Raw genomic sequence first — 20,782 nt, 5'->3', positions numbered from 1 at the left:
AAACGCTATGTCAGTGAAACGCCTTTCGCATCTTGCGCGACAGGGAAAGATCGCTTTCTATGGGCGCCGGCGCCCGGTAAACAGGCTAATCAGGAACAGAATAATACCGACGACAAAGACGATTTTTGCAGCCCAGGCAGCCGTACCCGCCAGGCTACCAAATCCTAACGCGGCGGCAATCAGTGCAATGACCAGAAAAATAATACCCCATCGAAACATAATGTGCTCCTTACCATAGTGGATAACGGTCGCGTTTCTGCGCGCTCAGGCCGCGCATAAATCAACCCTGTCATGCTCTTTTTCTTAACTCGTCATACGTCGAATTACTGGTGGTTGGGCGATGCCCGTGTTCCTCGATAAAATGACCTGAATAAGCGCCAGAGGATTCATTTATTTACCTCCCGCAGGTGAAATAGTTCGCGGGAAATAACGTTATTAAATGAATGGGATTATTTAACGCTGAGATTATTTTCTACGTTTTTTACGCCAGAAACGGCTTTGGCAATGTCTGCCGCACGGTCCGCCTGCTGACGAGAATCAACGGTCCCGGATAAATGGACGGTTCCGCCGCGGGTTTCAACCGTGACTTTTCGCGACGGCACAATGTCATCCGCCAACAGTTTGGCTTTGATTTGACTGGTAATAGCCGTATCGCCTGCATACCCCTTCAGGCTAGCAGATGGCTCTGCAACCACGCGCAGCTGGTCATTCACGCTGGTCACGCCTTTGACCGTTTTCGCGGCGTTCACCGCCAGATCTTTTTGCCCCGCACCGTCAACCGAACCGCTTAGCGTCACCACTTTATTCTCTGTTTTCACGGAGATATCGCTGCTGCGAATATTTTTATCGTCAATCAACGCCGCTTTCACCCTGGCGGTGATCGTGCTGTCATCCATAAAATCGCCGACTTTATTCAGCGAGCTGTCGACGGCCTTGCCCGCACTGGTGGCAACCGATTGTGCGCTGCCCGCCGGCGGATTTTCTGCATATGCCGAGGCGCTTATCATGGCTGAGCCTAAGAAGAGAGCCAGCAACGTCCCGGCATTCTTTAGTCTTGTCATCTCTCTGTCCTCGTTATTTCTACCGCTAAAGCAAAATAAGTAGTTAATTAAGCCAGAATCTTAAAAATTACTTATTAAATATAGTAGAAGGTCATCAAAGAGACGGAAAATATGTACAAAAAGTTACGCTGACGGCATCTTTAAGAACTTTCTATAGCGCGGGAAACGACGAAAAAATAGCGTGGAGCGCGGGGAGAACCGCGCTCCGGAAGGGATTAGTGCTCGCGAGTTTTACGGAACATCACGTCAGGATAGCGTTCCTGCGTCAGATTCAGGTTAACCATGGTTGGCGCAATATATGTCAGGTTATCACCGCCATCGAGGGCCAGCTGAATTTCGTTTTTGCGCTTAAATTCCTCAAATTTTTTCACGTCGGTGGACTCTACCCAACGCGCGGTCGCCACGTTCACCGATTCGTAAATCGCTTCAACGTTGTATTCACTCTTCAGGCGAGCCACGACCACATCAAACTGCAGCACACCGACCGCGCCGACAATAAGGTCGTTATTGGCGATCGGACGGAAGACCTGTACCGCGCCCTCTTCAGAAAGCTGTACCAGCCCTTTCAGCAGCTGTTTCTGTTTCAGCGGATCCTTCAGGCGAATGCGACGGAACAGCTCCGGTGCAAAGTTCGGGATACCGGTGAACTTCATCATCTCGCCCTGAGTGAAGGTATCGCCGATCTGAATCGTGCCGTGGTTGTGCAGACCGATGATATCGCCCGGCCAGGCCTCTTCCACATGAGAACGGTCGCCGGCCATAAAGGTCAGCGCATCGGAAATCACCACGTCTTTACCCGTACGCACCTGACGCAGCTTCATGCCCTTCTCATACTGACCGGACACCACGCGCATAAAGGCCACGCGGTCACGGTGTTTCGGATCCATGTTGGCCTGAATTTTAAAGACGAAACCGGTAAATTTCTCTTCTTCCGCCGTCACTTCACGGGTATCGGTTTTACGCGGCATCGGCGCCGGCGCCCACTCCACCAGGCCATCCAGCATATGATCCACGCCGAAGTTACCTAAGGCCGTACCAAAGAAGACCGGGGTGATTTCGCCTGCGAGGAACAGATCTTTATCAAACTCGTTTGAAGCGCCCTGCACCAGCTCCAGCTCATCGCGCAACTGCTGCGCCAGATCTTCGCCGACCGCCTGATCGAGATCCGGGTTATTCAACCCTTTCACGATCCGCACTTCCTGAATCGTGTGGCCCTTACCGGTCTGATAGAGATAGGTCTCATCTTTGTAGAGATGGTATACGCCCTTAAACAGCTTACCGCAGCCAATCGGCCAGGTGATCGGCGCGCAGGCGATACGCAGCTCGTTCTCCACCTCATCCAGCAGCTCCATCGGGTCGCGGATATCACGGTCGAGTTTGTTCATGAACGTCAGGATCGGCGTATCGCGCAGACGGGTAACTTCCATCAGCTTACGGGTCCTGTCTTCAACGCCTTTCGCCGCATCGATGACCATCAGACAGCAGTCCACCGCCGTCAGAGTACGGTAGGTATCTTCGGAGAAGTCTTCGTGACCCGGGGTATCCAGCAGGTTAACCAGGCTGTTGTGATACGGGAACTGCATCACCGAGGTGGTAATGGAGATACCACGCTGCTTTTCCATCTCCATCCAGTCTGATTTGGCATGCTGGCTGGAACCACGGCCTTTAACGGTACCGGCGGTCTGAATCGCCTGTCCGAACAGTAATACCTTCTCGGTGATGGTCGTTTTACCGGCATCCGGGTGAGAGATAATGGCAAAAGTGCGGCGTTTAGCCACCTCTTGCAGATAAGGAGACAACGTCATAATTGATTCTTCTTAGTAAACGCGGCAACCGGCCACGCATGTGGAATACGAAAAATTGCGGCTATTTTACCCATCAATGGGGGGGAGGCAATCAGTGTTTACACAGGAGCTGCTCCAGGTCGCTTAAAGAGGTCACCGCCCAGTCGGGGTGAAGATCGGCAGGCAATTCCCCCTGATGGGCGTTCAGCCAGCAGGTGGCCAGGCCGGCATTCACCCCGCCGCGAATATCGGACTCCGCCGTATCGCCGACCATCAGTACGCGGGAACGATCGGGATGACCCGCCTGCGCCAGCGCGTATTCGAAAATGCGCGCGTCCGGCTTCGCTACGCCAACCTCTTCAGAAATAATCAATAAATCAAAGTGATCGCGCAAGCCGGTACGTTCCAGACGGATCTGCTGCAGGGAGGTAAACCCGTTGGTGATGATCCCCATCTTCACCTTGCCCTGCAGCGCATTCAGCAGCGATACCGCTCCCGGCAGCGGCGAGCAGATCTCGGCCATCGCATTCATAAAGGCGTCGTTGAGTTCGCCCGGCGGCACGCTGAGGCGCTCCGCCCAGCTATTAAAACGCTGATGTTGCAGCTGCAGCGCAGTGATCGTGCCGTTTTGATAATCCACCCACAGGGGTTTATTCACGGCCTGATAGTCCTGAAAATCTTCGGCGCTAAAGGTCACGCTATAGTCGAGAAACATTCGCTGCAGACCGGTAAAAGAATCAAACGTAAACAGCGTTTCGTCGGCATCAAAGAAAATCCAGTCCCACTTCATCGTATCACCCTGTCATTGCCCGCCCCACAGGCGTCTTGTTACAGCAGATCTGAACATCACAGCGTCAGACCTGCCCTTAAAAAAGCCTGGCGTACAGGCTGTTACATACTGACTGGCAACGCCATTATGATCGCATCCTCACGCCCGTCGGCCGTGGGATAATAGCCACGACGAATGGTTGCCTCGTTAAAACCTAAGCTCTCGTAAAGGGCGATAGCGGCGGCGTTCGACGCGCGCACCTCCAGCCATAGCGTCACGATCCCGCGTTTCTCGACCTCATCAATCACCTGTTCCAGCAGCGCTCGCCCAAGGCCACGCCGCTGAAAAGCCGGGTCGACGGCGATGTTAAACAGCGTCGCCTCATCCAGGACAATTTGCGTAATCGCGAAGGCCGCCATCTCGCCATCAACCGTCAGTTGAAGGTTCAGATAGCGCTCACCCTGATTACTGGCAAAGGTTTGCTCGCTCCACGGAAAAGCGTGGGCGCGTTGTTCTATTTGCCAGGCACGGGGCAAATCAGCCGTGTTGAGGGTAGAAATCGTGTTCATGAGCGCAGATTTGTTGCCAGAGCGCCATACGGGCAGGCGCGCTGGTCTGGAGTTCATCAAAAGCGGGCGTCGAAACCTGTGCGCCCGCCAGCAGTAACGGCGCGTCAGTACCCAGCCGCCAGCTGTTGCAGCGGCTATCCTGCGGCAACATAGCCACGCGATCCGGCGTGAGCTGCAGTACCTGATCCGGCGACAGCGCCAGAGCACGGAGAATATCGCTGATGAGCGGTTCAGTCAGCGACGGCGGGTTTTCCGCCACCATCACCAACCGAATATGCCCGGCAAGCGAGATAGCAATTTCACCCTGTAACGCCCCGGGGCGACGCAGCGACCACCGGGTGATACCCAGTTGCTGTAATTGCCACTCTCGTCGGGAAGTCATAGCGCAACACTCCTGTGAATTAAGCGCGCAATATAGCAAATCCCGCTTATCTGCGCCAACAAACTACGTAGACGCGCCTGCCGTTCGCCCGGAGATGACCGGCGTAACGTTATCCGCGCGCGGGCGGCGCCAGCAGCGCCAACAAAGAGGCAGCATTTTGGATAACGTGTATAATCGGCGCCAGTCTTAATGAAGGAGTGTTTCATGTCTGCTTTTACCCCGGCAAGTGAAGTCTTGCTGCGCCACAGTGATGATTTCGAACCCGCACGCGTTCTGTTTGCCGGTGACCTGCAGGATGACCTGCCCGCACGTCTGGACACCGCGGCCAGTCGCGCCCACACCCAGCAGTTTCACCACTGGCAAGCGCTGAACGGCCAGATGGGCGAAAACGTTCGTTTTAGCCTGGTCGCCGAAGCCGGCGATGTTGCCGGTTGCGATACGCTGATTTACTACTGGCCAAAGAACAAACCGGAAGCGCAGTTTCAGTTGATGAATCTGTTGTCGCTGCTGCCGGTCGGGATTGACGTCTTCGTCGTCGGTGAAAACCGCAGCGGCGTTCGCAGCGCCGAACAGATGCTGGCCGAATATGTCCCCCTGACGAAAGTGGACAGCGCACGTCGCTGCGGGCTGTATCACGGGCGTCTGGAAAAACAGCCGACGTTCGATGCGCAACAGTACTGGGGCGAATACCCGCTGGAAAATCTGACCATTAAAACGCTGCCCGGCGTATTCAGCCGTGACGGACTGGACATTGGCAGCCAGCTGCTGCTGTCAACGCTGACGCCGCACACCAAGGGTAAAGTCCTCGATGTCGGCTGCGGCGCAGGCGTGCTGGCGACCGTACTGGCCAGCCACTCGCCGAAGGTCCGCCTGACGCTCTGTGACGTCAGCGCACCGGCGGTTGAAGCGAGCCGCGCCACGCTCGCCGCTAACGGCATTGAAGGTGACGTGTTCGCCAGCAATGTGTTCTCCGAAGTGAACGGTCGTTTCGACATGATTATCTCCAACCCGCCGTTCCACGATGGCCTGCAGACCAGCCAGGAAGCCGCGCAAACGTTGATTCGCGGCGCGGTCCGTCATCTGAACAGCGGCGGGGAGCTGCGTATTGTCGCCAACGCCTTCCTGCCGTATCCGGATGTGCTGGATGAAGTCTTCGGCTTCCATGAAGTGATTGCCCAGACCGGCCGCTTTAAGGTTTACCGTACCGTCATGACCCGTCAGGCGAAAAAATAATTTTTCCGCTTCTCCGGCGGCCGCCACCCCGCCGCCGGTTCCCTCCCTCACATCCGACCATTTTTGCAACAATCAATCCAGGCCACACAATTAACTATTGACGAATAGCTGAAAACCACTAGAATGCGCCTCCGTGGTAACGATACTTTCTGAGTATCGATGGAATGCGAAGGTGGCGGAATTGGTAGACGCGCTAGCTTCAGGTGTTAGTGTCCTTACGGACGTGGGGGTTCAAGTCCCCCCCCTCGCACCATAAACCACGCAGATATCGCTCGCACTGTGCGAAGGTGGCGGAATTGGTAGACGCGCTAGCTTCAGGTGTTAGTGTCCTTAGGATGTGGGGGTTCGAGTCCCCCCCCTCGCACCAACGAGGCGATATCAAAAATAAAGAATACTGTGCGAAGGTGGCGGAATTGGTAGACGCGCTAGCTTCAGGTGTTAGTGTCCTTAGGATGTGGGGGTTCGAGTCCCCCCCCTCGCACCAATATTCTTACCCTTCTCTGTATTATCCTGTCAGCTTCAAATTCAACGCCATTAGCATAATCCCACTAATTAACGCCACACATGACGGTAACAGGACAAAATGCCGCAAGCGCCGATGCCAGATCATCAATGCCGACGTCAATAGCCCGACCGTGACCAGCCCACGCCAGGCTTCTACCGACAGACCAGCCCCTCCCAGTACAGCCACCAGTATGCCTGGAAGCAGCACTGCCCATCCACTGCCCAAAGCTCGCTGCAACATGTTTCCACCTATCCAATCGATAATGATAACCAATATCATATGATAGCTTTTATCATTTGTCATGCTTTTGCCCGTCAGGATATTCCGTTCTTTACGTTCGGCCTGATGACATAGATTGGTGAAGGTGATAAATTAAGCGAGGCATACTAATGCATTAAAATATTTGACTATTTCGCAAAAAGCGCACTGCGTGCAGTGCTTTTTATCGTTCATTTTTGGCAGCCATCATTTTGAAATTTAATGACTAATAACGACAAGCCCAATATGACTGCGCAATCCTGGCAAAAGCATTATGACAAAAAATATCAATATTCATTACGGCTCTTCTTGCTGCTGAATTTTATTTCAGCGGTTTTATCACTAGTCAGTCCGCTCTATACCCCCGTCAGCTACACCCTTCCCTGCATGCTGATCGTTATTCTCAGCGCTACCCTGACGCTATGGCACTGGAAGTTTTCACAGCACAAAATAAATATTTTTTTTATTTCTCTGATATTTGGCGTACTGTGGGCGTCGCATATAACAGAAAAAGCCTTGTCACTGCCAGAGCCCCATTTTAACTTTCTGGTCATTGCGTTATTAAGCATATTGTTTATTGGCGCTATCGCATTCCCCAATAATATCATTGCCTTTACCCTGCATTCTGTCCCCACGTTTATCGCCTGTCTGTTCCTTGCCGAAAGCGAACAGTGGTTACGGATGCTGTATTGCCTCACGCTCCCCATTGCCGGCATTACGTTGCAGGGCATCATGCAAAAACGCAACGATGCTTTCACCCAGGGGCTGATGGATAAACTCCTGCGCGAACGTAACACCCTGAACGATCTGAGTATGCTGGACCCGCTCACCGGCTTATATAACCGGCGCGGCCTGCAGAACCGTCTGGATACCCTTCTGTCGGTGAGTGACAGCGGGCATCATGTGCTGCTGCTGGATATTGACCACTTTAAAGCCTACAACGATCACTACGGCCATATGATGGGCGATCAGGCATTGATTCAGGTCTCCGCAGCCATTCGCAATGCCGTGCGATCGCGCGATATCGTCGCGCGCTTTGGTGGTGAAGAGTTTATGGTGCTGTTAACAAACTGTACGCCGGAAGCGGCTTTGCTGGCCGCAGAGCGTATCCGCCAGCAGGTCTACGATTTGAAAATTCCCCATATGTTTAATGAAAGCGTCGCCACCAATGTCACTATCAGTATTGGCATGACCCCCCTGCTGGAGACCGATATCGATGGCGCCCTGAAAAGAGCCGATACGGCGCTCTACGAAGCAAAAGGCCAGGGACGCAACATTATCCTCGCCAGTTAATCTCGCCGCCGTGTGCTGCTGAGCCCACGGCGCAGACAAATTTCTTGCCATCGCCCGGGTAAATAACTAGTATCACTAATCATTATCATTTAGATTCATATCTGGCGATTTGATGGCTTACCGTTCTCCTTCATTCAGCAATGACATCATCTGGCAGGCTCCGTTGCCGCCAGCCGAAGATGCGTTGGCGAAGGCGATTCGGGAAAAAATCACCGCCCTTCGCCCCCATCTGCTGGATTTTCTTCGCCTGGATGAAGAGGCTCCGCCCTGTGCCTTGACGCTCGCTGAATGGTCAGCGCCCACGGTACTCAGATCCCTGCTGGCAACCTGGTCCGATCATATCTATCGCCACCAGCCAACGATGCCGCGTGAACAAAAGCCGCTGCTTTCACTCTGGGCACAATGGTATATCGGCCTGCTGGTACCCCCGCTGATGCTGGCACTGCTCAGCGAAGAGACCGCCATCAGCGTCGCGCCGGAGCGTTTTCGCGTTGAATTTCACGAAACGGGTCGCGCGGCCTGCTTCTGGATCGAGGTCAGCGCGGACGATTGCGCCAGAACCCATTTGCCGCAAACCCGTATGGAAACGCTAGTGACCAACGCGCTGCAGCCGGTAGTGCAGGCGCTGGAAACCACCGGCGATATCAATAGCAAGCTTATCTGGAGCAATACCGGCAATCTGATCAACTGGTATCTGGGGGAAATGAAAGCGCTGCTGGGTGACGAACAGGTTGCCGCCCTGCGCCAACACTGCTTCTTTGAAAAGCAGTTTGCTGATGGCCAGGACAATCCGCTGTGGCGAACGGTCATTTTACGTGAAGGATTGCTGGTGCGGCGCACCTGCTGTCAACGTCATCGCCTGCCCGACGTTCATCAGTGCGGGGACTGCACGCTGAAATAGCGCCGTTCACCGCGGGCGGCATTCGGGCCGCCCGCCGGTTATCTTATGCCGTCTGTCGGTTCTCTTCCGCCATGCGCTCCGCCTCTTCAGCCTCCTGCGCCAGCAGCTGTTTCTCGTACACCTTAAAGAACGGGAAGTAGATAATCGCAGAGACACAGGCCAGAATAACCACCAGGATGGCCGCCCGGAAATCCCAGCCCAACGCCCACGCGCCGCCAATGGGCGCCGGAGCCGTCCACGGTACCACTGAAATCACTCGCCCAATCAGATCCATCTTCATCGCCGCCCAGGCCAGTACTGCGTTAACCATCGGCGCCAGCAGGAACGGAATAAAGAACACCGGGTTCATGACGATAGGCGTGCCGAAAATAACCGGCTCGTTAATGTTAAACAGGCTTGGCACCACGCTCAGTCGACCGATTGAACGCAGATGCGCCGACCGGCTACGCAGGTAGCAGAAGACCAGGCCCATTGTGGCGCCAGATCCCCCGATAACAATAAAGAAGGTCCAGAACGCCTCCATAAAGATATGCGGCAGCGGCGCGCCCTGAGCCAGCGCCTGCTGGTTCATCCCCAGGTTGGTCAGCCAGAACATTTGCAGCATGCCAGACACAATCGCCGCGCCGTGGATCCCGGCGAACCACAGCAGATGGCCGATCAGCACCGCCAGTAAAATCGCCGGCAGCGAGTCCGCCGCCGATACCAGGGGTTTAAAGATGGCCATGATGGCCTGCGGAATAAGCATGTCAAAATGGTGCTGAATAAACAGGCTGAGCGGATACAGCGTCACCACCACCACCAGCACCGGAATGAGCAGATCAAAGGAGTTTTTGATCATCGGCGGCACCTGATCCGGCAGTCGAATACCGATATTGTGCGCCTTCAGGAAACGCATCATTTCAACGCAGTACACTGCCACCAGAATCGCCGTAAAAATCCCCGTGCCGCCAAGGCTATCGACCGGCAGGGTGCCGTTCGTTTTTGGCGCCGCCACCAGCAGAAAAGCCATAATGGACAACATGCTGCACATGAAGGGATCGAGCTGGTTGCTCTTCTCATAATGCTTGCCGAGGTTATAAGAGATCGCGGCACAAATGTAGATAGACATAATGCCCATCGTCATATCGAACGGCGTCAGAATGCGCCCTTCAAACTCTTTCGCCAAATTCAGCCAGGCGCGCGCAAACCCCCAGGTAGTATCTGGCGAAAACGGCGGGTAGGCAAAGACCAGCAGGAATGACCCGACAATCATAAACGGCATCGCCGAAATGAAACCGTCACGGATAGCCATCACGTGGCGCTGCGACGAGATTCGCCCGGCGACAGGGCTTATATAATTTTCTACAAAGCGAAATATCAGATTAAACGCGGCATGGTTAGCAGACATAGCAGCCCTCCTGACAGGCTTTAGATACTGGCCCAACAACGATTATTCTGCCGTTGTGATGAAAGATGTTCTGTGAACGGACAACCACGCTGGCTATTCCACTCTCTATACCGTTCAAGTCAGCACGATTCATACGCGGCTCTTTGTTATATGTGATACAGGGAAGTTACTCATCCAGTATTCATCTGAGCGAGCAGAACAGCAACCGGTTACAGTAACCGGTTACGGTGATTGTGAAGAAGATCCAGAAATTGGAATAATTCCTGATTCACCATCGGCAATATTTACACTCCGCCAGGCTTGTGACAGATTAAATCGGTCATTCATCAGGAGATCCCAATGAGCCTGCAGTCCGTGCGGCAGTTTTTTGCCGAACATGCCCCCGATATCGACATCATCGAGTTAAATCAAAGTACGGCCACCGTTGCCCTCGCAGCCGCCGCGCATCATGTCGAACCCGGTCAAATCGCCAAAACCCTTTCGTTAAAAGTAAAAGAACGGGTCGTCCTTGTCGTCGCCAGCGGCAACGCCCGGCTGGATAATAAAAAACTAAAGGATGCATTTGGCGCGAAAGCGCGCATGCTCAGCAGCGACGAGGTCGTGATGTTGACCGGGCATCCGGTGGGCGGCGTGTGCCCGTTCGGGCTGGAAAACCCGCTGGCTATCTACTGTGATATTTCGTTAAAACAGTACCCGGAAGTCTTACCGGCGGCAGGCGCTGTCCATAGCGCAGTACGCATTTCACCCGACAGAATAGCCCAGTTGACCGAAGCCACCTGGATTGATGTTTGCCAGTCACATTCCTGAAGCACCGCTACGCTATCCCTGCCCCCGCAGCATCTTTGCCGCACGGTGGCGGGAGATGGATAAGAATATCGGCTGCGCTCAGCAGCCCGAGAGCCGAGCTGATACCCAGCCTGAGCATCGCATTGTACTTGTGCGCACGAATGGTTTTGATATCCCGGTCCAGCTGAACCGCTATCTCTGACAATGAATAACCGCAGGCTATATAGCGAAGAATCGCTTGCTCTATTGAACTGAGGCGATGCCCGTGGAGCACCTTCCGACGGCAGGGTTCGTCAATCGGCGGCATTTGTTGGGCAAGTAGTCGAAATAACTGTTCCTGCAACGTTTCACGACCGCTGGCTTTATTTAAAACGCCGTGCAAATGAAATGGTACCAGCTGAGTAATTAAGTCGCGCTCCCCTCGACTGTTCGCCATAATAATTCGCAAAACATCCGGATGGGTATAAGCAATCTCCTGAAAGAAAAGTAAACTTTCCAGTCGTGGTTGGCGGTGACCGGAAAGTGAAAAAATAATCGCAGTAACATGTCTGATATTCAATGCTTGCGCCAGCGACTGCACATCTTTAAAAAAATGAACACACGTATTTTCGTTATCACGATCGTTTAAGATAAAACGAAGCGCCGTCTCCGTCATTACGCACTGTTCGACGACAGCAATACGTTGCGCTTCGTTGCGCTTATCCATTCCTGCAGCTCTCCGTGTTCTGAGTATATATTCAACTCTTTCATCCCTTGTTCGCTATTAATCCACGCATACATCTGCGCATTGCCATTCAAAGATAAACGGCGCATGGCGCTATTCTTTTGCGCACTAATTGTCTTATTGCTTTTTTTCAATAAAGAGGCGATTTGATTAATTTCCCAACCCTTCGCCAGAAGCCGTAAAACTTTGCGCTCAGATAAAGTCAGAATGCTTATCATCTCCGGGCTTATCGACACACGATCGGCGTTCATATTGAGAGAAGTCACTTTCGCATGCGCGGCAGACAAATCATCCGGGCGCCTCGCGCATATCGCTTCACTTAAACGCGCCACCGGCGCCCCGTCGGAAACTAATGTGCTGTCATCGCGGGCTAAAAAGATCTGGGCCTCACGATCGCTGACACGCCCGACAATATAAACCCAATGAATGTCTTTATACTGAGCCATTAAAAAACAATAATATTCACAAACTGCCTGAGGCTGGCTGATATCACCGGACAGATCGACAATGACCAGCCGGGCTCGACTCAGTTCGGTTCGCGTGAGCGCCTCCGATGAACGGCAGCAGCTGAATGTATAGTCGGGGAGACATTCACTGGTGATTGTTTTTAAGCCGGCCTGCATAACCGGAATTTTACTGACGATGATGCCGTGCTGATCATGTCCTGGTAACATAAATCCTCCGTTTTCTGTAGAAGATTCACGTCTGGCATAAAACAGATGGCCCCCTGGCAACCATAATATTATTTTGCCAGGTGAATCTGTGTCACCCCTGGCGAACGTTTCGGCCCTACGCTCTGTACCAAATCTTAGTGTGGGGAATAGCATTGCTGGCCTTAGCAATAAACGACAGTAGCATACATAAAGACCAACAATAAATTAGAAAAAATGAAAGCAGACTTTAGAAACAATTATGCAAATGTATCACACCGGTTTTATTTAATTTCATTCCTGAATGTTTTTGGCGACACGCCGCTATAGCGGCGAAAAAACCGCGAAAAATAAGTCGCATCTGAAAACCCTAAATAATCAGAAAGTTGAGTCACAGTCATGGCGGTATATTGCAAATTACGCCGCGCCTCCAGCATCAATCTTTGGTGCAAAACCCCTAAGGCACTGCAGCCATGAAATTCACGGCACAAATAATTGAGGTGCGTCGGCGACAGCCCAACCTGGCGGGCGTATTCCGCCAGCGGCAAATGTTCGCGGTAATGGCTTTCAATAAGACGAGAAAAATGTCGCATGACGCTGCGCTTTCGTTCCGCTTTTCCTTCGGCGATCGGCGCCGGGAGGCACTGGCGGTTTAGCCAAACCAACAGCGCGCCTAAGAGCGAGTGCAGCATCATCTCCCGGGCGTCCAGCTCTTCGCAATACTCTTCCCGTAATGCCGTAAACAGCGCGCGGATATGCCCGCGGGAGCGCTTAACGGGCACGCACCGCGGCTGGCCGAGGACATCAAGCTGGCGGCCAAACTGGCGTTCAAAATGGCTGAGCAGCGGCAGCGCCAGCGACAAAACATAACCCTGCGTACCGGGTGAAAAACGAAACCCATGAATGCACAACGCCGGCACCACCTGAATACAGGATTCCGTCATCACGGTGGTTGTCCCTTCAATTTCGATCTCCGCCCTGCCTTTATGTAAATAGAGCAGTTGCACCAGCTCCGCATGCTGATGCATACGGATATGCCACTCATACAGGCTGCTGCGCTGCAAAATCGACTCGCAGTGCAGAAGATCGGGCGTCGGCCAGTCGCGCTCTTCGCCATACAATTTAAATACGGGAACGGTATTGGTGGCCTGCATAACAACTCCGGCTGTTGATCCCCTACGCCACGCGCTCCATGGGCAAGCCCACATAGTTTTCCGCTATGGTGGTCAGCCCGGCGCGCGATCCGAGGTAATAGCGGCGGTCCGCCGCCTGCATTTTTTTATCGAACTCGCTCTGCTGCGGAAAATCATGCAACAGGCGGGTCATGAACCAACTAAACCGCTCCCCTTTCCACACCCGATCCAGGGCAAAACGAGAGTAGCTCGCCAGCAGATCGGTGCGGCCGCGGTGATAATATTCCCGCAGAATGCGCCACAAATAGTTCACATCGGAAGCGGCCAGGTTCAGCCCTTTGGCTCCGGTCGGCGGCACGATATGCGCCGCATCGCCCACCAGAAACAGCCGCCCGTACTGCATCGGTTCCACCACGTAGCTGCGCAGCGGCGCAATGCTTTTCTCAAGTGAGTGACCAGTCACTAACTTGCCAGACAGCTCATCCGGCAGGCGGCGCTTCAGCTCATCCCAGAAGCGTTCGTCCGACCATGCCTCAACCTTTTCGCTCAGCGGGACCTGCAAATAGTAGCGGCTCCTTGTTAGTGAGCGCTGACTACATAAAACAAATCCCCGCTCATGGTGAGCATAAATCAGCTCCGGGTTGACCGGCGGCGTGTCCGACAACAGCCCCAGCCAGCCAAACGGCCAGACGCTTTCATACTCTTTAAGAATGTCGCGCGGGATGCTTTGTCGCGAGACACCATGAAAACCATCGCAACCGGCGATAAAATCACATTCCAGACGGCAGGTTTCCCCACCGCTGACAAAGGAGACTGACGGCCGGTCGCTCTTCGCATCATGAATCATCACGTCGCTGACGCCATAAATAGCCGGCGCTCCGCATTCAGCACGGGCCGCCATTAAATCCCGGGTGACCTCGGTCTGACCGTATACCATCACGCTTTTTCCGCCGGTCAACTCCGTCAGCGCAACCGGTACCCGCTGCCCCTCAAATAAAAACTCAACCCCATGATGCACCAGCCCCTCCGCATCCATGCGCTGCGCAGCTCCCGCTTCCCGCAGTAGTTCGACGGTACCGCTTTCCAGAATCCCCGCCCGAATGCGCCCCAGCACATATTCCGGCGTTTGCCGTTCGAGAATAACGGTGTTGATCCCGGCACGATGCAACAGTTGCCCCAGCAGCAGCCCGGAAGGGCCAGCCCCGATAATCGCGACCTGTGTTTTCATAGGATTGCCTCACGCTCGATGGTTAATTATTTGTTTATTTTTTGTTTAATAAAAGTACTCTCCTGCATTTTTGATAACCCGGACGGGAAAAAGAAGGCAAAAATCCGTATAAAAAATGCACTTTCCAACAGTTTTTAGAAAGTGTGGCGGAGTTCAAATTCTGTTCCGGCCGCCCGCGGCGACTTTTTGCATATTGTTTGATCCGCTCCCCCTCAGAGAAAGCGCGAGTTCAGGTTAAAGTAGCAACAGACACGACGGCATCGGATGTAACGAACAGCGGGTACTTATGCAAGCAGATCGGGCAGTGCAGCGCACAATTACGCGACTATGTATTCAGTGTGGACTTTTCTTGTTACAGCATGGCGCAGAGAGCGCGCTGGTTGAGGAGCTCTCGACGCGTCTTGGGCGGGCGCTCGGCATGGACAGCGTTGAAAGCGCTATCTCCTCGAATGCGATCGTGCTCACGACGATTAAAGACGGCGAATGCCTGACTTCTACGCGTAAAAACGTCGATCGCGGCATCAACATGCACGTGGTGACGGAAGTGCAGCATATTGTGATTATGGCCGAGCATAAGCTGCTGGATTATAAAGATGTGGAGAAGCGCTTTACGCAGATTAAGCCGCTGCGCTATCCGCGCTGGCTGGTCGTTCTGATGGTAGGACTCTCCTGCGCCTGTTTCTGCAAGCTCAACCAGGGCGGCTGGGACGGGGCGCTGGTCACCTTCTGCGCCAGCACTATCGCCATGTATATTCGCCAGCTCCTGACCCATCGCTCGATGCATCCGCAGATTAACTTCTGTCTCACCGCCTTTGTCGCCACCACCATCTCCGGGCTGATGCTGCGCCTTCCCGCCTTTACCCATACCTCAACGGTGGCGATGGCCGCCAGCGTGCTGCTGCTGGTTCCCGGCTTCCCTCTGATTAACGCCGTTGCGGATATGTTCAAGGGGCATATCAATACCGGTCTCGCGCGCTGGGCGCTGGCCAGCCTGCTGACGCTGGCCACCTGCATTGGCGTGGTGATGGCAATGACCATGTGGGGGCTACGCGGATGGGCATAATCTCGTATCTGTTCGCTCTGCTTCAGGATATGGCGCTGTCGGCCATTCCGGCCGCCGGGTTCGCCATGGTGTTTAACGTACCGCAGCGCGCGCTGCGCTGGTGTGCGCTGCTGGGCGCAATCGGCCACGGTTCGCGTATGGTGATGATGAGCGCAGGGTTCAATATTGAATGGGCGACGTTCCTCGCCGCTCTGCTGGTTGGCTGTATTGGTATTCAATGGTCCCGCTGGTATCTGGCGCATCCCAAAATTTTCACCGTCGCGGCCGTGATCCCGATGTTCCCCGGTATTTCTGCCTATACGGCGATGATCTCGGCGGTAAAAATCAGCCATTTCGGCTACTCGGAAGAGATGATGATCATGCTGCTGAGTAATTTTCTCAAGGCCTCCTCCATCGTTGGCGCCCTCTCTATCGGTCTTTCCATTCCGGGTCTCTGGCTGTACCGTAAGCGCCCGCGGGTATAGCAGGGATTTGGCCGGACGCTGTGCTACTATAGCCAATGGATTTCAGTTTGCTTGACTGCGACAGCCCGAGACGCTGCGCTGATGCCAGCGGGTCGGATGAACGCCCTCAGTCAGCACAAAAGCGCCTGAAAGACGACAGGTATCCGGGGGCGGTGACCCCTCTCTATAGTTGTTCAGAATTGAGATAGTGTTATGTCTTCGCGAATATTAACCACCGATTTTAGCGGCCTGGATGATTTTATTCAGGACCACGCGGCCGTTCTCGCCAAATCGGCCGGCGGCGCGGTTGCCGTTTTTGCCAACAACGCCCCAGCGTTCTACGCGCTCACGCCGGAACGTCTGGCGCAGTTGCTTGAACTGGAAGCAAAACTGGCTCGCCCCGGCAGCGATGTTGCGCTCGATACGCAGTTTTTCGACGAACCCAGCGCAGCGCCAACCGCTATCCCCGTGGGGAAATTCGCCATGTATGCCGACTGGCAGCCGGACGCTGATTTCCAGCGCATGGCCGCGCTGTGGGGCATCGCCCTCAGCCAGCCGGTGACGCCGGAAGAGCTGGCGGCATTTGTCGCCTACTGGCAGGCGGAAGGCAAAGTCTTTCATCATGTGCAATGGCAGCAAAAGCTGGCGCGCAGCGTACAGATCGGCCGGGCCAGCAACGGCGGCCAGCCGCGGCGCGATGTGAATACGGTCAGCGAACCGGATAGCCATATTCCACGAGGTTTCAGAGGATGAGCATGAAAAACGTTGGCGACCTGATGAAGCGTCTGCAAAAAATGATGCCAGCCCATGTCGAACCGGCGTTTAAAACCGGCGAAGAGCTGCTGGCCTGGCAAAAAGAGCAGGGCAAATTGCGTTCTGAAGCGCTGGAGCGCGAAAACCGCGCCATGAAAATGCAGCGAACGTTTAACCGCTCCGGCATCCGTCCGCTGCATCAGAACTGTTCATTTGAAAATTACCGGGTCGAGTGTGAAGGCCAGATGAACGCGCTGTCCAGGGCGCGCCAGTACGTTGAAGAGTTTGATGGCAACATCGCCAGTTTTATCTTTTCCGGCAAACCCGGCACCGGCAAAAACCACCTGGCTGCCGCCATTTGCAACGAGCTGCTGCTCCGCGGGAAATCGGTATTGATCATCACCGTCGCCGATATTATGTCGGCGATGAAAGAGACCTTTGGCAATCGGGAAACCAGCGAAGAACAGCTCATTAACGATCTGAGCAAGGTCGATCTGCTGGTGATCGATGAGATCGGGATGCAGACGGAGTCACGCTACGAGAAAGTGATCATCAACCAGATAGTCGATCGCCGCTCCTCCTCAAAGCGCCCGACCGGGATGCTGACTAACAGCAACATGGACGAGATGAACAAGCTGCTCGGCGAGCGCGTCATGGATCGTATGCGTCTTGGCAACAGCCTGTGGGTTATCTTCAACTGGGATAGCTATCGTCATCGGGTCACCGGCAAAGAGTATTGAGATATTTCCGAACCCAGCCGGGGTTATACTGCAGAAATGCGTAAGTAACCATGATGAGTACACCGATGAAATCTGCAAAACGCTTATTCCGTACCACCTTGATTGCCGGCATTTTTTTTGCCGCCGGCGCCCACGCTGCCTCCTGGCAGGACTCCCTGTCCAGCGCCGCCAGCCAGCTTAGCCAGAGCGGCTCTCATGAAAGCGGCGCCCTGTCGATGTCTTCACTGACCGGCCTGCTGAACGGCGGCACTCAGTCCCTGAGCGCCAGCAGCATGAACAATGCCGCCGGGATTATGTCCTACTGCGCCAAACAAAAGCTGGCCTCGGTCACCAACACGGAAAACGTCAAAAATCAGGTTCTGGATAAACTCGGCCTCAGCACCCCGGAAAAACAAAAAGAGGACACCAGCTATCTGGAAGGGTTGCAGGGCCTTCTGAGCAATAATAGCGGTCAGCAGCTGAACCTCAACACCCTCGGCAGCAGCCCGCTGGCGGAGAAAGTGAAAACCAAAGCCTGCGATCTGGTCTTAAAACAGGGCCTTAACTTCCTCTCCTGATTCTCTCACTGATGCCGCGTTTAACGCCTTAGCGCGTTCAACGCGGTTCCAGCCATGATTTTCGTCATTTTTCACCGCACGATCCGCGTTGTTCAGCGATGTGATACTACTCAAAAATGACGATTTCTAAACCAATTCTGAACTACTGCACAGTTTAATGACTCTACAATTGCAGCTATATGACACTGCAATTACAGTGTAGCGTGAAAAATAGTCTATCCTGCCAGCGGTCAACTGGCGCTAATGAGGATGAATTGTGTCAGAGTTGTTATCCATCGCCTTGTTCCTCACCTCGGTGGTGATTTATGCCTTAAAAGCCGGTCGTAATACCTGGTGGTTTGCCGCCACGTTAACGGTACTGGGGCTGTTTGTGGTTCTTAATATTACCCTCTATGCCAGCGACTACTTCACCGGGGACGGAATTAACGACGCGGTCCTCTACACGCTGACCAACAGCCTGACCGGGGCTGGCGTCAGTAAATATATTCTTCCCGGCATCGGGCTGGTGGCAGCGCTGGCGACCGTATTCAGCGCGCTGGGATGGGTGCTGCGCCGTCGTCGCCACCATCCTCATCACTTCGGCTACAGCCTGCTGGCGCTGGTTCTGGCGCTGGCCTCCGTCGATGCCAGCCCGGCGTTTCGTCAAATCAGCGAGCTGGTCAAATCGCAGTCCCGCGATGGCGATCCCGATTTTATCGCCTACTACAAAGAACCGGCGAAGAGCATTCCGCACCCGAAGCTGAACCTGGTCTATATCTACGGGGAAAGCCTTGAACGCACCTGGTTCGATAACAATGCCTTTCCCGACCTGACGCCTGAACTCGGCAAACTGAAAAACGAAGGCCTCGATTTCAGCCATACCGCCCAGCTGCCGGGTACCGATTACACCATCGCCGGCATGGTGGCTTCCCAGTGCGGCATTCCGCTGTTTGCGCCGTTTGAAGGCAACGCCTCCGCCTCGGTCTCCAGTTTCTTCCCGCAGAATATCTGTCTCGGCGATATTCTGAAAAATTCCGGCTATGAAAACTATTTCGTGCAGGGCGCCAACCTGCGTTTCGCTGGCAAAGATGTGTTTCTGAAATCACACGGTTTTGACTACCTGTACGGCGCTGAAGAGCTGAAAACCACGGTCGCCGACCCCGCTTACCGCAATGACTGGGGCTTCTACGACGACACGGTTCTGGATGAAACCTGGAAAAAATTCGTAGCGCTTTCTCAATCCGGTAAACGCTTTTCGCTCTTTGCGCTGACGGTCGACACCCACCATCCTGACGGCTTTATCTCCCGTACCTGCCAGCGTAAAAGCTATGATATCGACGGGAAAAAGAACCTCTCTTTTAGCGCGGTCACCTGTAGTCAGGAGCATATCGCGGCATTAATTGAGAAAATCAAAGCATCGCCGTATTTCAAAAATACGGTCATCGTGGTCTCTTCCGACCATCTGGCGATGAAAAACACCGCCTGGGATTATCTCAACAAGCAGGATCGCAGCAACCTGTTCTTTATCCTGCGCGGCGACCAGCCGCAGCAGGAGACGCTGGCCGTGAAGCGCAATACCATGGACAACGGCGCCACGGTGCTGGACATCCTTGGCGGCGATAACTTTATCGGTCTGGGACGCAGCAGCCTCTCCGGGCAATCGCTGTCCGGTATTTTCATGAATATGAAAGAGAAAGTGCTGGCGTGGAAACCGGATATCATCCGCCTGTGGAACTTCCCGAAAGAGATGAAAAACTTCACCATCGACAGCCAGAAGAACACCATCGCCTTCTCCGGCAGCCATTTCCGCTTACCCCTGCTGCTGCGGGTATCCGATAAACGCGTTGAGCCGCTGCCGGAGAGCGAATATTCCGCCCCGCTGCGCTTCCAGCTGGCCGATTTTGCCCCACGGGACAACTTCGTGTGGATCGATCGCTGCTACAAAATGGGCCAGCTGTGGTCCACTGAGCTGGCGCTCTCCACCGACTGGTGCGTTTCCCAGGGCCAGCTCGGCGGCGAACAAAAGGTGCAACATGTTGATAAGCCCAGGTGGCAGGGAAAAACGGCGTTTAAAGATACCGTTATCGATATGCAGCGCTACAAAGGCAACGTCGATACCCTGAAGATCGTCGATAACGATATTCGTTACAAAGCCGACAGCTTCGTCTTCAACGTTGCCGGTGCGCCGGAAGAGGTCAGGCAGTTCAGCGGGATCTCGCGCCCGGAATCGTGGGGCCGCTGGTCCAACGCCCAGCTCGGCAGCGAGGTGAAGATTGAATATAAAGAACCGCTACCGGAAAAATTCGATCTGGTGATTACCGCCAAAGCCTACGGGCCGAACGCCAATAAACCGATCCCGGTTCGCGTGGGCGACAGTGAGCACATTCTCACCCTGGCCAACGAGGTCTCCACCACCACGCTGCATTTCGATAACCCGGCGCGCAGCGATACGTTGATTATCGTTCCGCCGGATCCGCAGTCCACCAACGAAGGGAATATCCTTGGCCACGCGCCGCGCCAGCTGGGCATCGGCATGGTGGATCTGAAAGTGGTAAAAAGCGACGGTTAACGCTGCTGCCCCGGC

Annotated in this window: 22 protein-coding genes and 3 tRNA genes; 13 read left to right on the top strand and 12 right to left on the bottom strand. The window is 54.2% G+C overall.

The annotated features are described in order from the left end of the window. Positions 1 to 57: 57 nt before the first annotated feature. The 6 genes from FNY10_RS17775 to FNY10_RS17750 all read right to left on the bottom strand — a co-directional run bounded on the left by FNY10_RS17775 (position 58) and on the right by FNY10_RS17750 (position 4,565). Complete coding sequence (locus tag FNY10_RS17775) at positions 58 to 219, bottom strand: DUF1328 domain-containing protein (protein ID WP_100682648.1); 162 nt, start codon at positions 217 to 219, stop codon at positions 58 to 60. Between the two features lie 230 nt (positions 220 to 449). After that, a complete protein-coding gene (osmY, locus tag FNY10_RS17770; RefSeq protein ID WP_160702328.1) occupies positions 450 to 1,061 on the bottom strand; it encodes a molecular chaperone OsmY in 612 nt (203 codons plus the stop codon). Between the two features lie 215 nt (positions 1,062 to 1,276). After that, positions 1,277 to 2,866 carry a peptide chain release factor 3 gene (prfC, locus tag FNY10_RS17765; RefSeq protein ID WP_100682650.1) on the bottom strand — a complete coding sequence of 530 codons (1,590 nt, stop codon included), beginning with the start codon at positions 2,864 to 2,866 and terminating at the stop codon, positions 1,277 to 1,279. A 91-nt stretch (positions 2,867 to 2,957) separates the two neighbouring features. Beyond that, on the bottom strand, positions 2,958 to 3,635 hold the full coding sequence (gene yjjG / locus FNY10_RS17760; protein ID WP_160702329.1) for a pyrimidine 5'-nucleotidase: 678 nt from the start codon (positions 3,633 to 3,635) through the stop codon (positions 2,958 to 2,960). A gap of 101 nt (positions 3,636 to 3,736) precedes the next feature. Continuing rightward, on the bottom strand, positions 3,737 to 4,183 hold the full coding sequence (gene rimI / locus FNY10_RS17755; protein WP_100682652.1) for a ribosomal protein S18-alanine N-acetyltransferase: 447 nt from the start codon (positions 4,181 to 4,183) through the stop codon (positions 3,737 to 3,739). Then, positions 4,152 to 4,565, bottom strand: a complete 414-nt coding sequence (locus FNY10_RS17750) for a DNA polymerase III subunit psi (protein ID WP_100682653.1) — start codon at positions 4,563 to 4,565, stop codon at positions 4,152 to 4,154. The genes rimI and FNY10_RS17750 overlap by 32 nt, the downstream gene beginning before the upstream one ends. A 204-nt stretch (positions 4,566 to 4,769) precedes the next feature. Here FNY10_RS17750 and rsmC point away from each other — a divergent pair, with 204 nt between their 5' ends. The 4 genes from rsmC to FNY10_RS17730 all read left to right on the top strand — a co-directional run bounded on the left by rsmC (position 4,770) and on the right by FNY10_RS17730 (position 6,282). Beyond that, complete coding sequence (rsmC, locus tag FNY10_RS17745) at positions 4,770 to 5,798, top strand: 16S rRNA (guanine(1207)-N(2))-methyltransferase RsmC (protein WP_100682654.1); 1,029 nt, start codon at positions 4,770 to 4,772, stop codon at positions 5,796 to 5,798. Positions 5,799 to 5,964: 166 nt separating this feature from the next. Then, positions 5,965 to 6,051 (top strand) — tRNA-Leu (locus FNY10_RS17740). 28 nt (positions 6,052 to 6,079) lie between these two features. Continuing rightward, positions 6,080 to 6,165, top strand: a tRNA-Leu gene (locus FNY10_RS17735). A 31-nt stretch (positions 6,166 to 6,196) separates the two neighbouring features. Further along, a tRNA-Leu gene (locus tag FNY10_RS17730) sits at positions 6,197 to 6,282 on the top strand. 21 nt (positions 6,283 to 6,303) lie between these two features. On the opposite strand, the gene FNY10_RS17725 is transcribed toward FNY10_RS17730, so the two are convergent. Next, positions 6,304 to 6,543 carry a DUF1435 domain-containing protein gene (locus FNY10_RS17725; protein ID WP_160702577.1) on the bottom strand — a complete coding sequence of 80 codons (240 nt, stop codon included), beginning with the start codon at positions 6,541 to 6,543 and terminating at the stop codon, positions 6,304 to 6,306. 264 nt (positions 6,544 to 6,807) lie between these two features. Between FNY10_RS17725 and FNY10_RS17720 the strand changes: the two genes are divergently transcribed. Both FNY10_RS17720 and fhuF read left to right on the top strand, forming a co-directional pair. Further along, positions 6,808 to 7,854 (top strand): GGDEF domain-containing protein, encoded by a 1,047-nt coding sequence (locus FNY10_RS17720; protein WP_131049518.1) that lies wholly within the window; start codon positions 6,808 to 6,810, stop codon positions 7,852 to 7,854. Between the two features lie 112 nt (positions 7,855 to 7,966). Further along, positions 7,967 to 8,755, top strand: coding sequence for a siderophore-iron reductase FhuF (fhuF, locus tag FNY10_RS17715; protein ID WP_160702330.1), 789 nt, complete (start codon positions 7,967 to 7,969; stop codon positions 8,753 to 8,755). 43 nt (positions 8,756 to 8,798) lie between these two features. On the opposite strand, the gene FNY10_RS17710 is transcribed toward fhuF, so the two are convergent. Continuing rightward, entirely contained in the window at positions 8,799 to 10,142 is a 1,344-nt protein-coding gene (locus FNY10_RS17710; RefSeq protein ID WP_131049516.1) for a PTS sugar transporter subunit IIC, read from the bottom strand. A gap of 339 nt (positions 10,143 to 10,481) precedes the next feature. Here FNY10_RS17710 and FNY10_RS17705 point away from each other — a divergent pair, with 339 nt between their 5' ends. Next, positions 10,482 to 10,949, top strand: coding sequence for a YbaK/EbsC family protein (locus FNY10_RS17705; protein WP_160702332.1), 468 nt, complete (start codon positions 10,482 to 10,484; stop codon positions 10,947 to 10,949). Between the two features lie 7 nt (positions 10,950 to 10,956). Here FNY10_RS17705 and bglJ read toward each other — a convergent pair whose 3' ends face one another. The 4 genes from bglJ to pobA all read right to left on the bottom strand — a co-directional run bounded on the left by bglJ (position 10,957) and on the right by pobA (position 14,663). After that, positions 10,957 to 11,634, bottom strand: coding sequence for a DNA-binding transcriptional activator BglJ (bglJ, locus tag FNY10_RS17700; RefSeq protein ID WP_165457178.1), 678 nt, complete (start codon positions 11,632 to 11,634; stop codon positions 10,957 to 10,959). Next, a complete protein-coding gene (locus tag FNY10_RS17695) occupies positions 11,583 to 12,326 on the bottom strand; it encodes a helix-turn-helix transcriptional regulator (RefSeq protein ID WP_100684633.1) in 744 nt (247 codons plus the stop codon). Before FNY10_RS17695 ends, bglJ begins: the two co-directional genes overlap by 52 nt. A gap of 260 nt (positions 12,327 to 12,586) precedes the next feature. Then, positions 12,587 to 13,456: a helix-turn-helix domain-containing protein gene (locus FNY10_RS17690; RefSeq protein WP_100684634.1), complete on the bottom strand. Its 870-nt coding sequence runs from the start codon at positions 13,454 to 13,456 to the stop codon at positions 12,587 to 12,589. A 22-nt stretch (positions 13,457 to 13,478) separates the two neighbouring features. After that, positions 13,479 to 14,663 carry a 4-hydroxybenzoate 3-monooxygenase gene (gene pobA / locus FNY10_RS17685; protein WP_100684635.1) on the bottom strand — a complete coding sequence of 395 codons (1,185 nt, stop codon included), beginning with the start codon at positions 14,661 to 14,663 and terminating at the stop codon, positions 13,479 to 13,481. A gap of 286 nt (positions 14,664 to 14,949) precedes the next feature. Here pobA and FNY10_RS17680 point away from each other — a divergent pair, with 286 nt between their 5' ends. The 6 genes from FNY10_RS17680 (at position 14,950) to opgB (ending at position 20,767) form a co-directional block, all read left to right on the top strand. Beyond that, positions 14,950 to 15,726, top strand: coding sequence for a threonine/serine ThrE exporter family protein (locus tag FNY10_RS17680; protein ID WP_100684636.1), 777 nt, complete (start codon positions 14,950 to 14,952; stop codon positions 15,724 to 15,726). Next, a complete protein-coding gene (locus FNY10_RS17675) occupies positions 15,717 to 16,190 on the top strand; it encodes a threonine/serine exporter (RefSeq protein ID WP_100684637.1) in 474 nt (157 codons plus the stop codon). Before FNY10_RS17680 ends, FNY10_RS17675 begins: the two co-directional genes overlap by 10 nt. Before the next feature lie 192 nt (positions 16,191 to 16,382). Beyond that, entirely contained in the window at positions 16,383 to 16,922 is a 540-nt protein-coding gene (gene dnaT / locus FNY10_RS17670) for a primosomal protein DnaT (protein ID WP_160702334.1), read from the top strand. Between the two features lie 2 nt (positions 16,923 to 16,924). Next, positions 16,925 to 17,662, top strand: a complete 738-nt coding sequence (gene dnaC / locus FNY10_RS17665; protein ID WP_142255929.1) for a DNA replication protein DnaC — start codon at positions 16,925 to 16,927, stop codon at positions 17,660 to 17,662. Positions 17,663 to 17,727: 65 nt separating this feature from the next. Next, positions 17,728 to 18,219 carry a DUF2501 domain-containing protein gene (locus FNY10_RS17660; protein WP_131049511.1) on the top strand — a complete coding sequence of 164 codons (492 nt, stop codon included), beginning with the start codon at positions 17,728 to 17,730 and terminating at the stop codon, positions 18,217 to 18,219. A 256-nt stretch (positions 18,220 to 18,475) separates the two neighbouring features. Then, positions 18,476 to 20,767 (top strand): phosphatidylglycerol--membrane-oligosaccharide glycerophosphotransferase, encoded by a 2,292-nt coding sequence (opgB, locus tag FNY10_RS17655; protein ID WP_141965359.1) that lies wholly within the window; start codon positions 18,476 to 18,478, stop codon positions 20,765 to 20,767. The last annotated feature ends 15 nt before the right edge of the window (positions 20,768 to 20,782 follow it).

The sequence above is a fragment of the Klebsiella sp. Lac1 genome (assembly GCF_009825425.1).
In the GTDB taxonomy this organism is placed as follows: domain Bacteria; phylum Pseudomonadota; class Gammaproteobacteria; order Enterobacterales; family Enterobacteriaceae; genus Klebsiella; species Klebsiella electrica.
The sequence above is the reverse complement of the archived record's forward strand: the minus strand, read 5'-3'. Positions and strand labels throughout refer to the sequence as shown.

What these genes read in the sequence shown, in the direction of transcription:
- FNY10_RS17775 (WP_100682648.1), bottom strand. Translation starts at nt 219, where the DNA reads ATGTTTCGATGGGGTATTATTTTTCTGGTCATTGCACTGATTGCCGCC.
- osmY (WP_160702328.1), bottom strand. Translation starts at nt 1,061, where the DNA reads ATGACAAGACTAAAGAATGCCGGGACGTTGCTGGCTCTCTTCTTAGGC.
- prfC (WP_100682650.1), bottom strand. Translation starts at nt 2,866, where the DNA reads ATGACGTTGTCTCCTTATCTGCAAGAGGTGGCTAAACGCCGCACTTTT.
- yjjG (WP_160702329.1), bottom strand. Translation starts at nt 3,635, where the DNA reads ATGAAGTGGGACTGGATTTTCTTTGATGCCGACGAAACGCTGTTTACG.
- rimI (WP_100682652.1), bottom strand. Translation starts at nt 4,183, where the DNA reads ATGAACACGATTTCTACCCTCAACACGGCTGATTTGCCCCGTGCCTGG.
- FNY10_RS17750 (WP_100682653.1), bottom strand. Translation starts at nt 4,565, where the DNA reads ATGACTTCCCGACGAGAGTGGCAATTACAGCAACTGGGTATCACCCGG.
- rsmC (WP_100682654.1), top strand. Translation starts at nt 4,770, where the DNA reads ATGTCTGCTTTTACCCCGGCAAGTGAAGTCTTGCTGCGCCACAGTGAT.
- FNY10_RS17725 (WP_160702577.1), bottom strand. Translation starts at nt 6,543, where the DNA reads ATGTTGCAGCGAGCTTTGGGCAGTGGATGGGCAGTGCTGCTTCCAGGC.
- FNY10_RS17720 (WP_131049518.1), top strand. Translation starts at nt 6,808, where the DNA reads ATGACTGCGCAATCCTGGCAAAAGCATTATGACAAAAAATATCAATAT.
- fhuF (WP_160702330.1), top strand. Translation starts at nt 7,967, where the DNA reads ATGGCTTACCGTTCTCCTTCATTCAGCAATGACATCATCTGGCAGGCT.
- FNY10_RS17710 (WP_131049516.1), bottom strand. Translation starts at nt 10,142, where the DNA reads ATGTCTGCTAACCATGCCGCGTTTAATCTGATATTTCGCTTTGTAGAA.
- FNY10_RS17705 (WP_160702332.1), top strand. Translation starts at nt 10,482, where the DNA reads ATGAGCCTGCAGTCCGTGCGGCAGTTTTTTGCCGAACATGCCCCCGAT.
- bglJ (WP_165457178.1), bottom strand. Translation starts at nt 11,634, where the DNA reads ATGGATAAGCGCAACGAAGCGCAACGTATTGCTGTCGTCGAACAGTGC.
- FNY10_RS17695 (WP_100684633.1), bottom strand. Translation starts at nt 12,326, where the DNA reads ATGTTACCAGGACATGATCAGCACGGCATCATCGTCAGTAAAATTCCG.
- FNY10_RS17690 (WP_100684634.1), bottom strand. Translation starts at nt 13,456, where the DNA reads ATGCAGGCCACCAATACCGTTCCCGTATTTAAATTGTATGGCGAAGAG.
- pobA (WP_100684635.1), bottom strand. Translation starts at nt 14,663, where the DNA reads ATGAAAACACAGGTCGCGATTATCGGGGCTGGCCCTTCCGGGCTGCTG.
- FNY10_RS17680 (WP_100684636.1), top strand. Translation starts at nt 14,950, where the DNA reads ATGCAAGCAGATCGGGCAGTGCAGCGCACAATTACGCGACTATGTATT.
- FNY10_RS17675 (WP_100684637.1), top strand. Translation starts at nt 15,717, where the DNA reads ATGGGCATAATCTCGTATCTGTTCGCTCTGCTTCAGGATATGGCGCTG.
- dnaT (WP_160702334.1), top strand. Translation starts at nt 16,383, where the DNA reads ATGTCTTCGCGAATATTAACCACCGATTTTAGCGGCCTGGATGATTTT.
- dnaC (WP_142255929.1), top strand. Translation starts at nt 16,925, where the DNA reads ATGAAAAACGTTGGCGACCTGATGAAGCGTCTGCAAAAAATGATGCCA.
- FNY10_RS17660 (WP_131049511.1), top strand. Translation starts at nt 17,728, where the DNA reads ATGAAATCTGCAAAACGCTTATTCCGTACCACCTTGATTGCCGGCATT.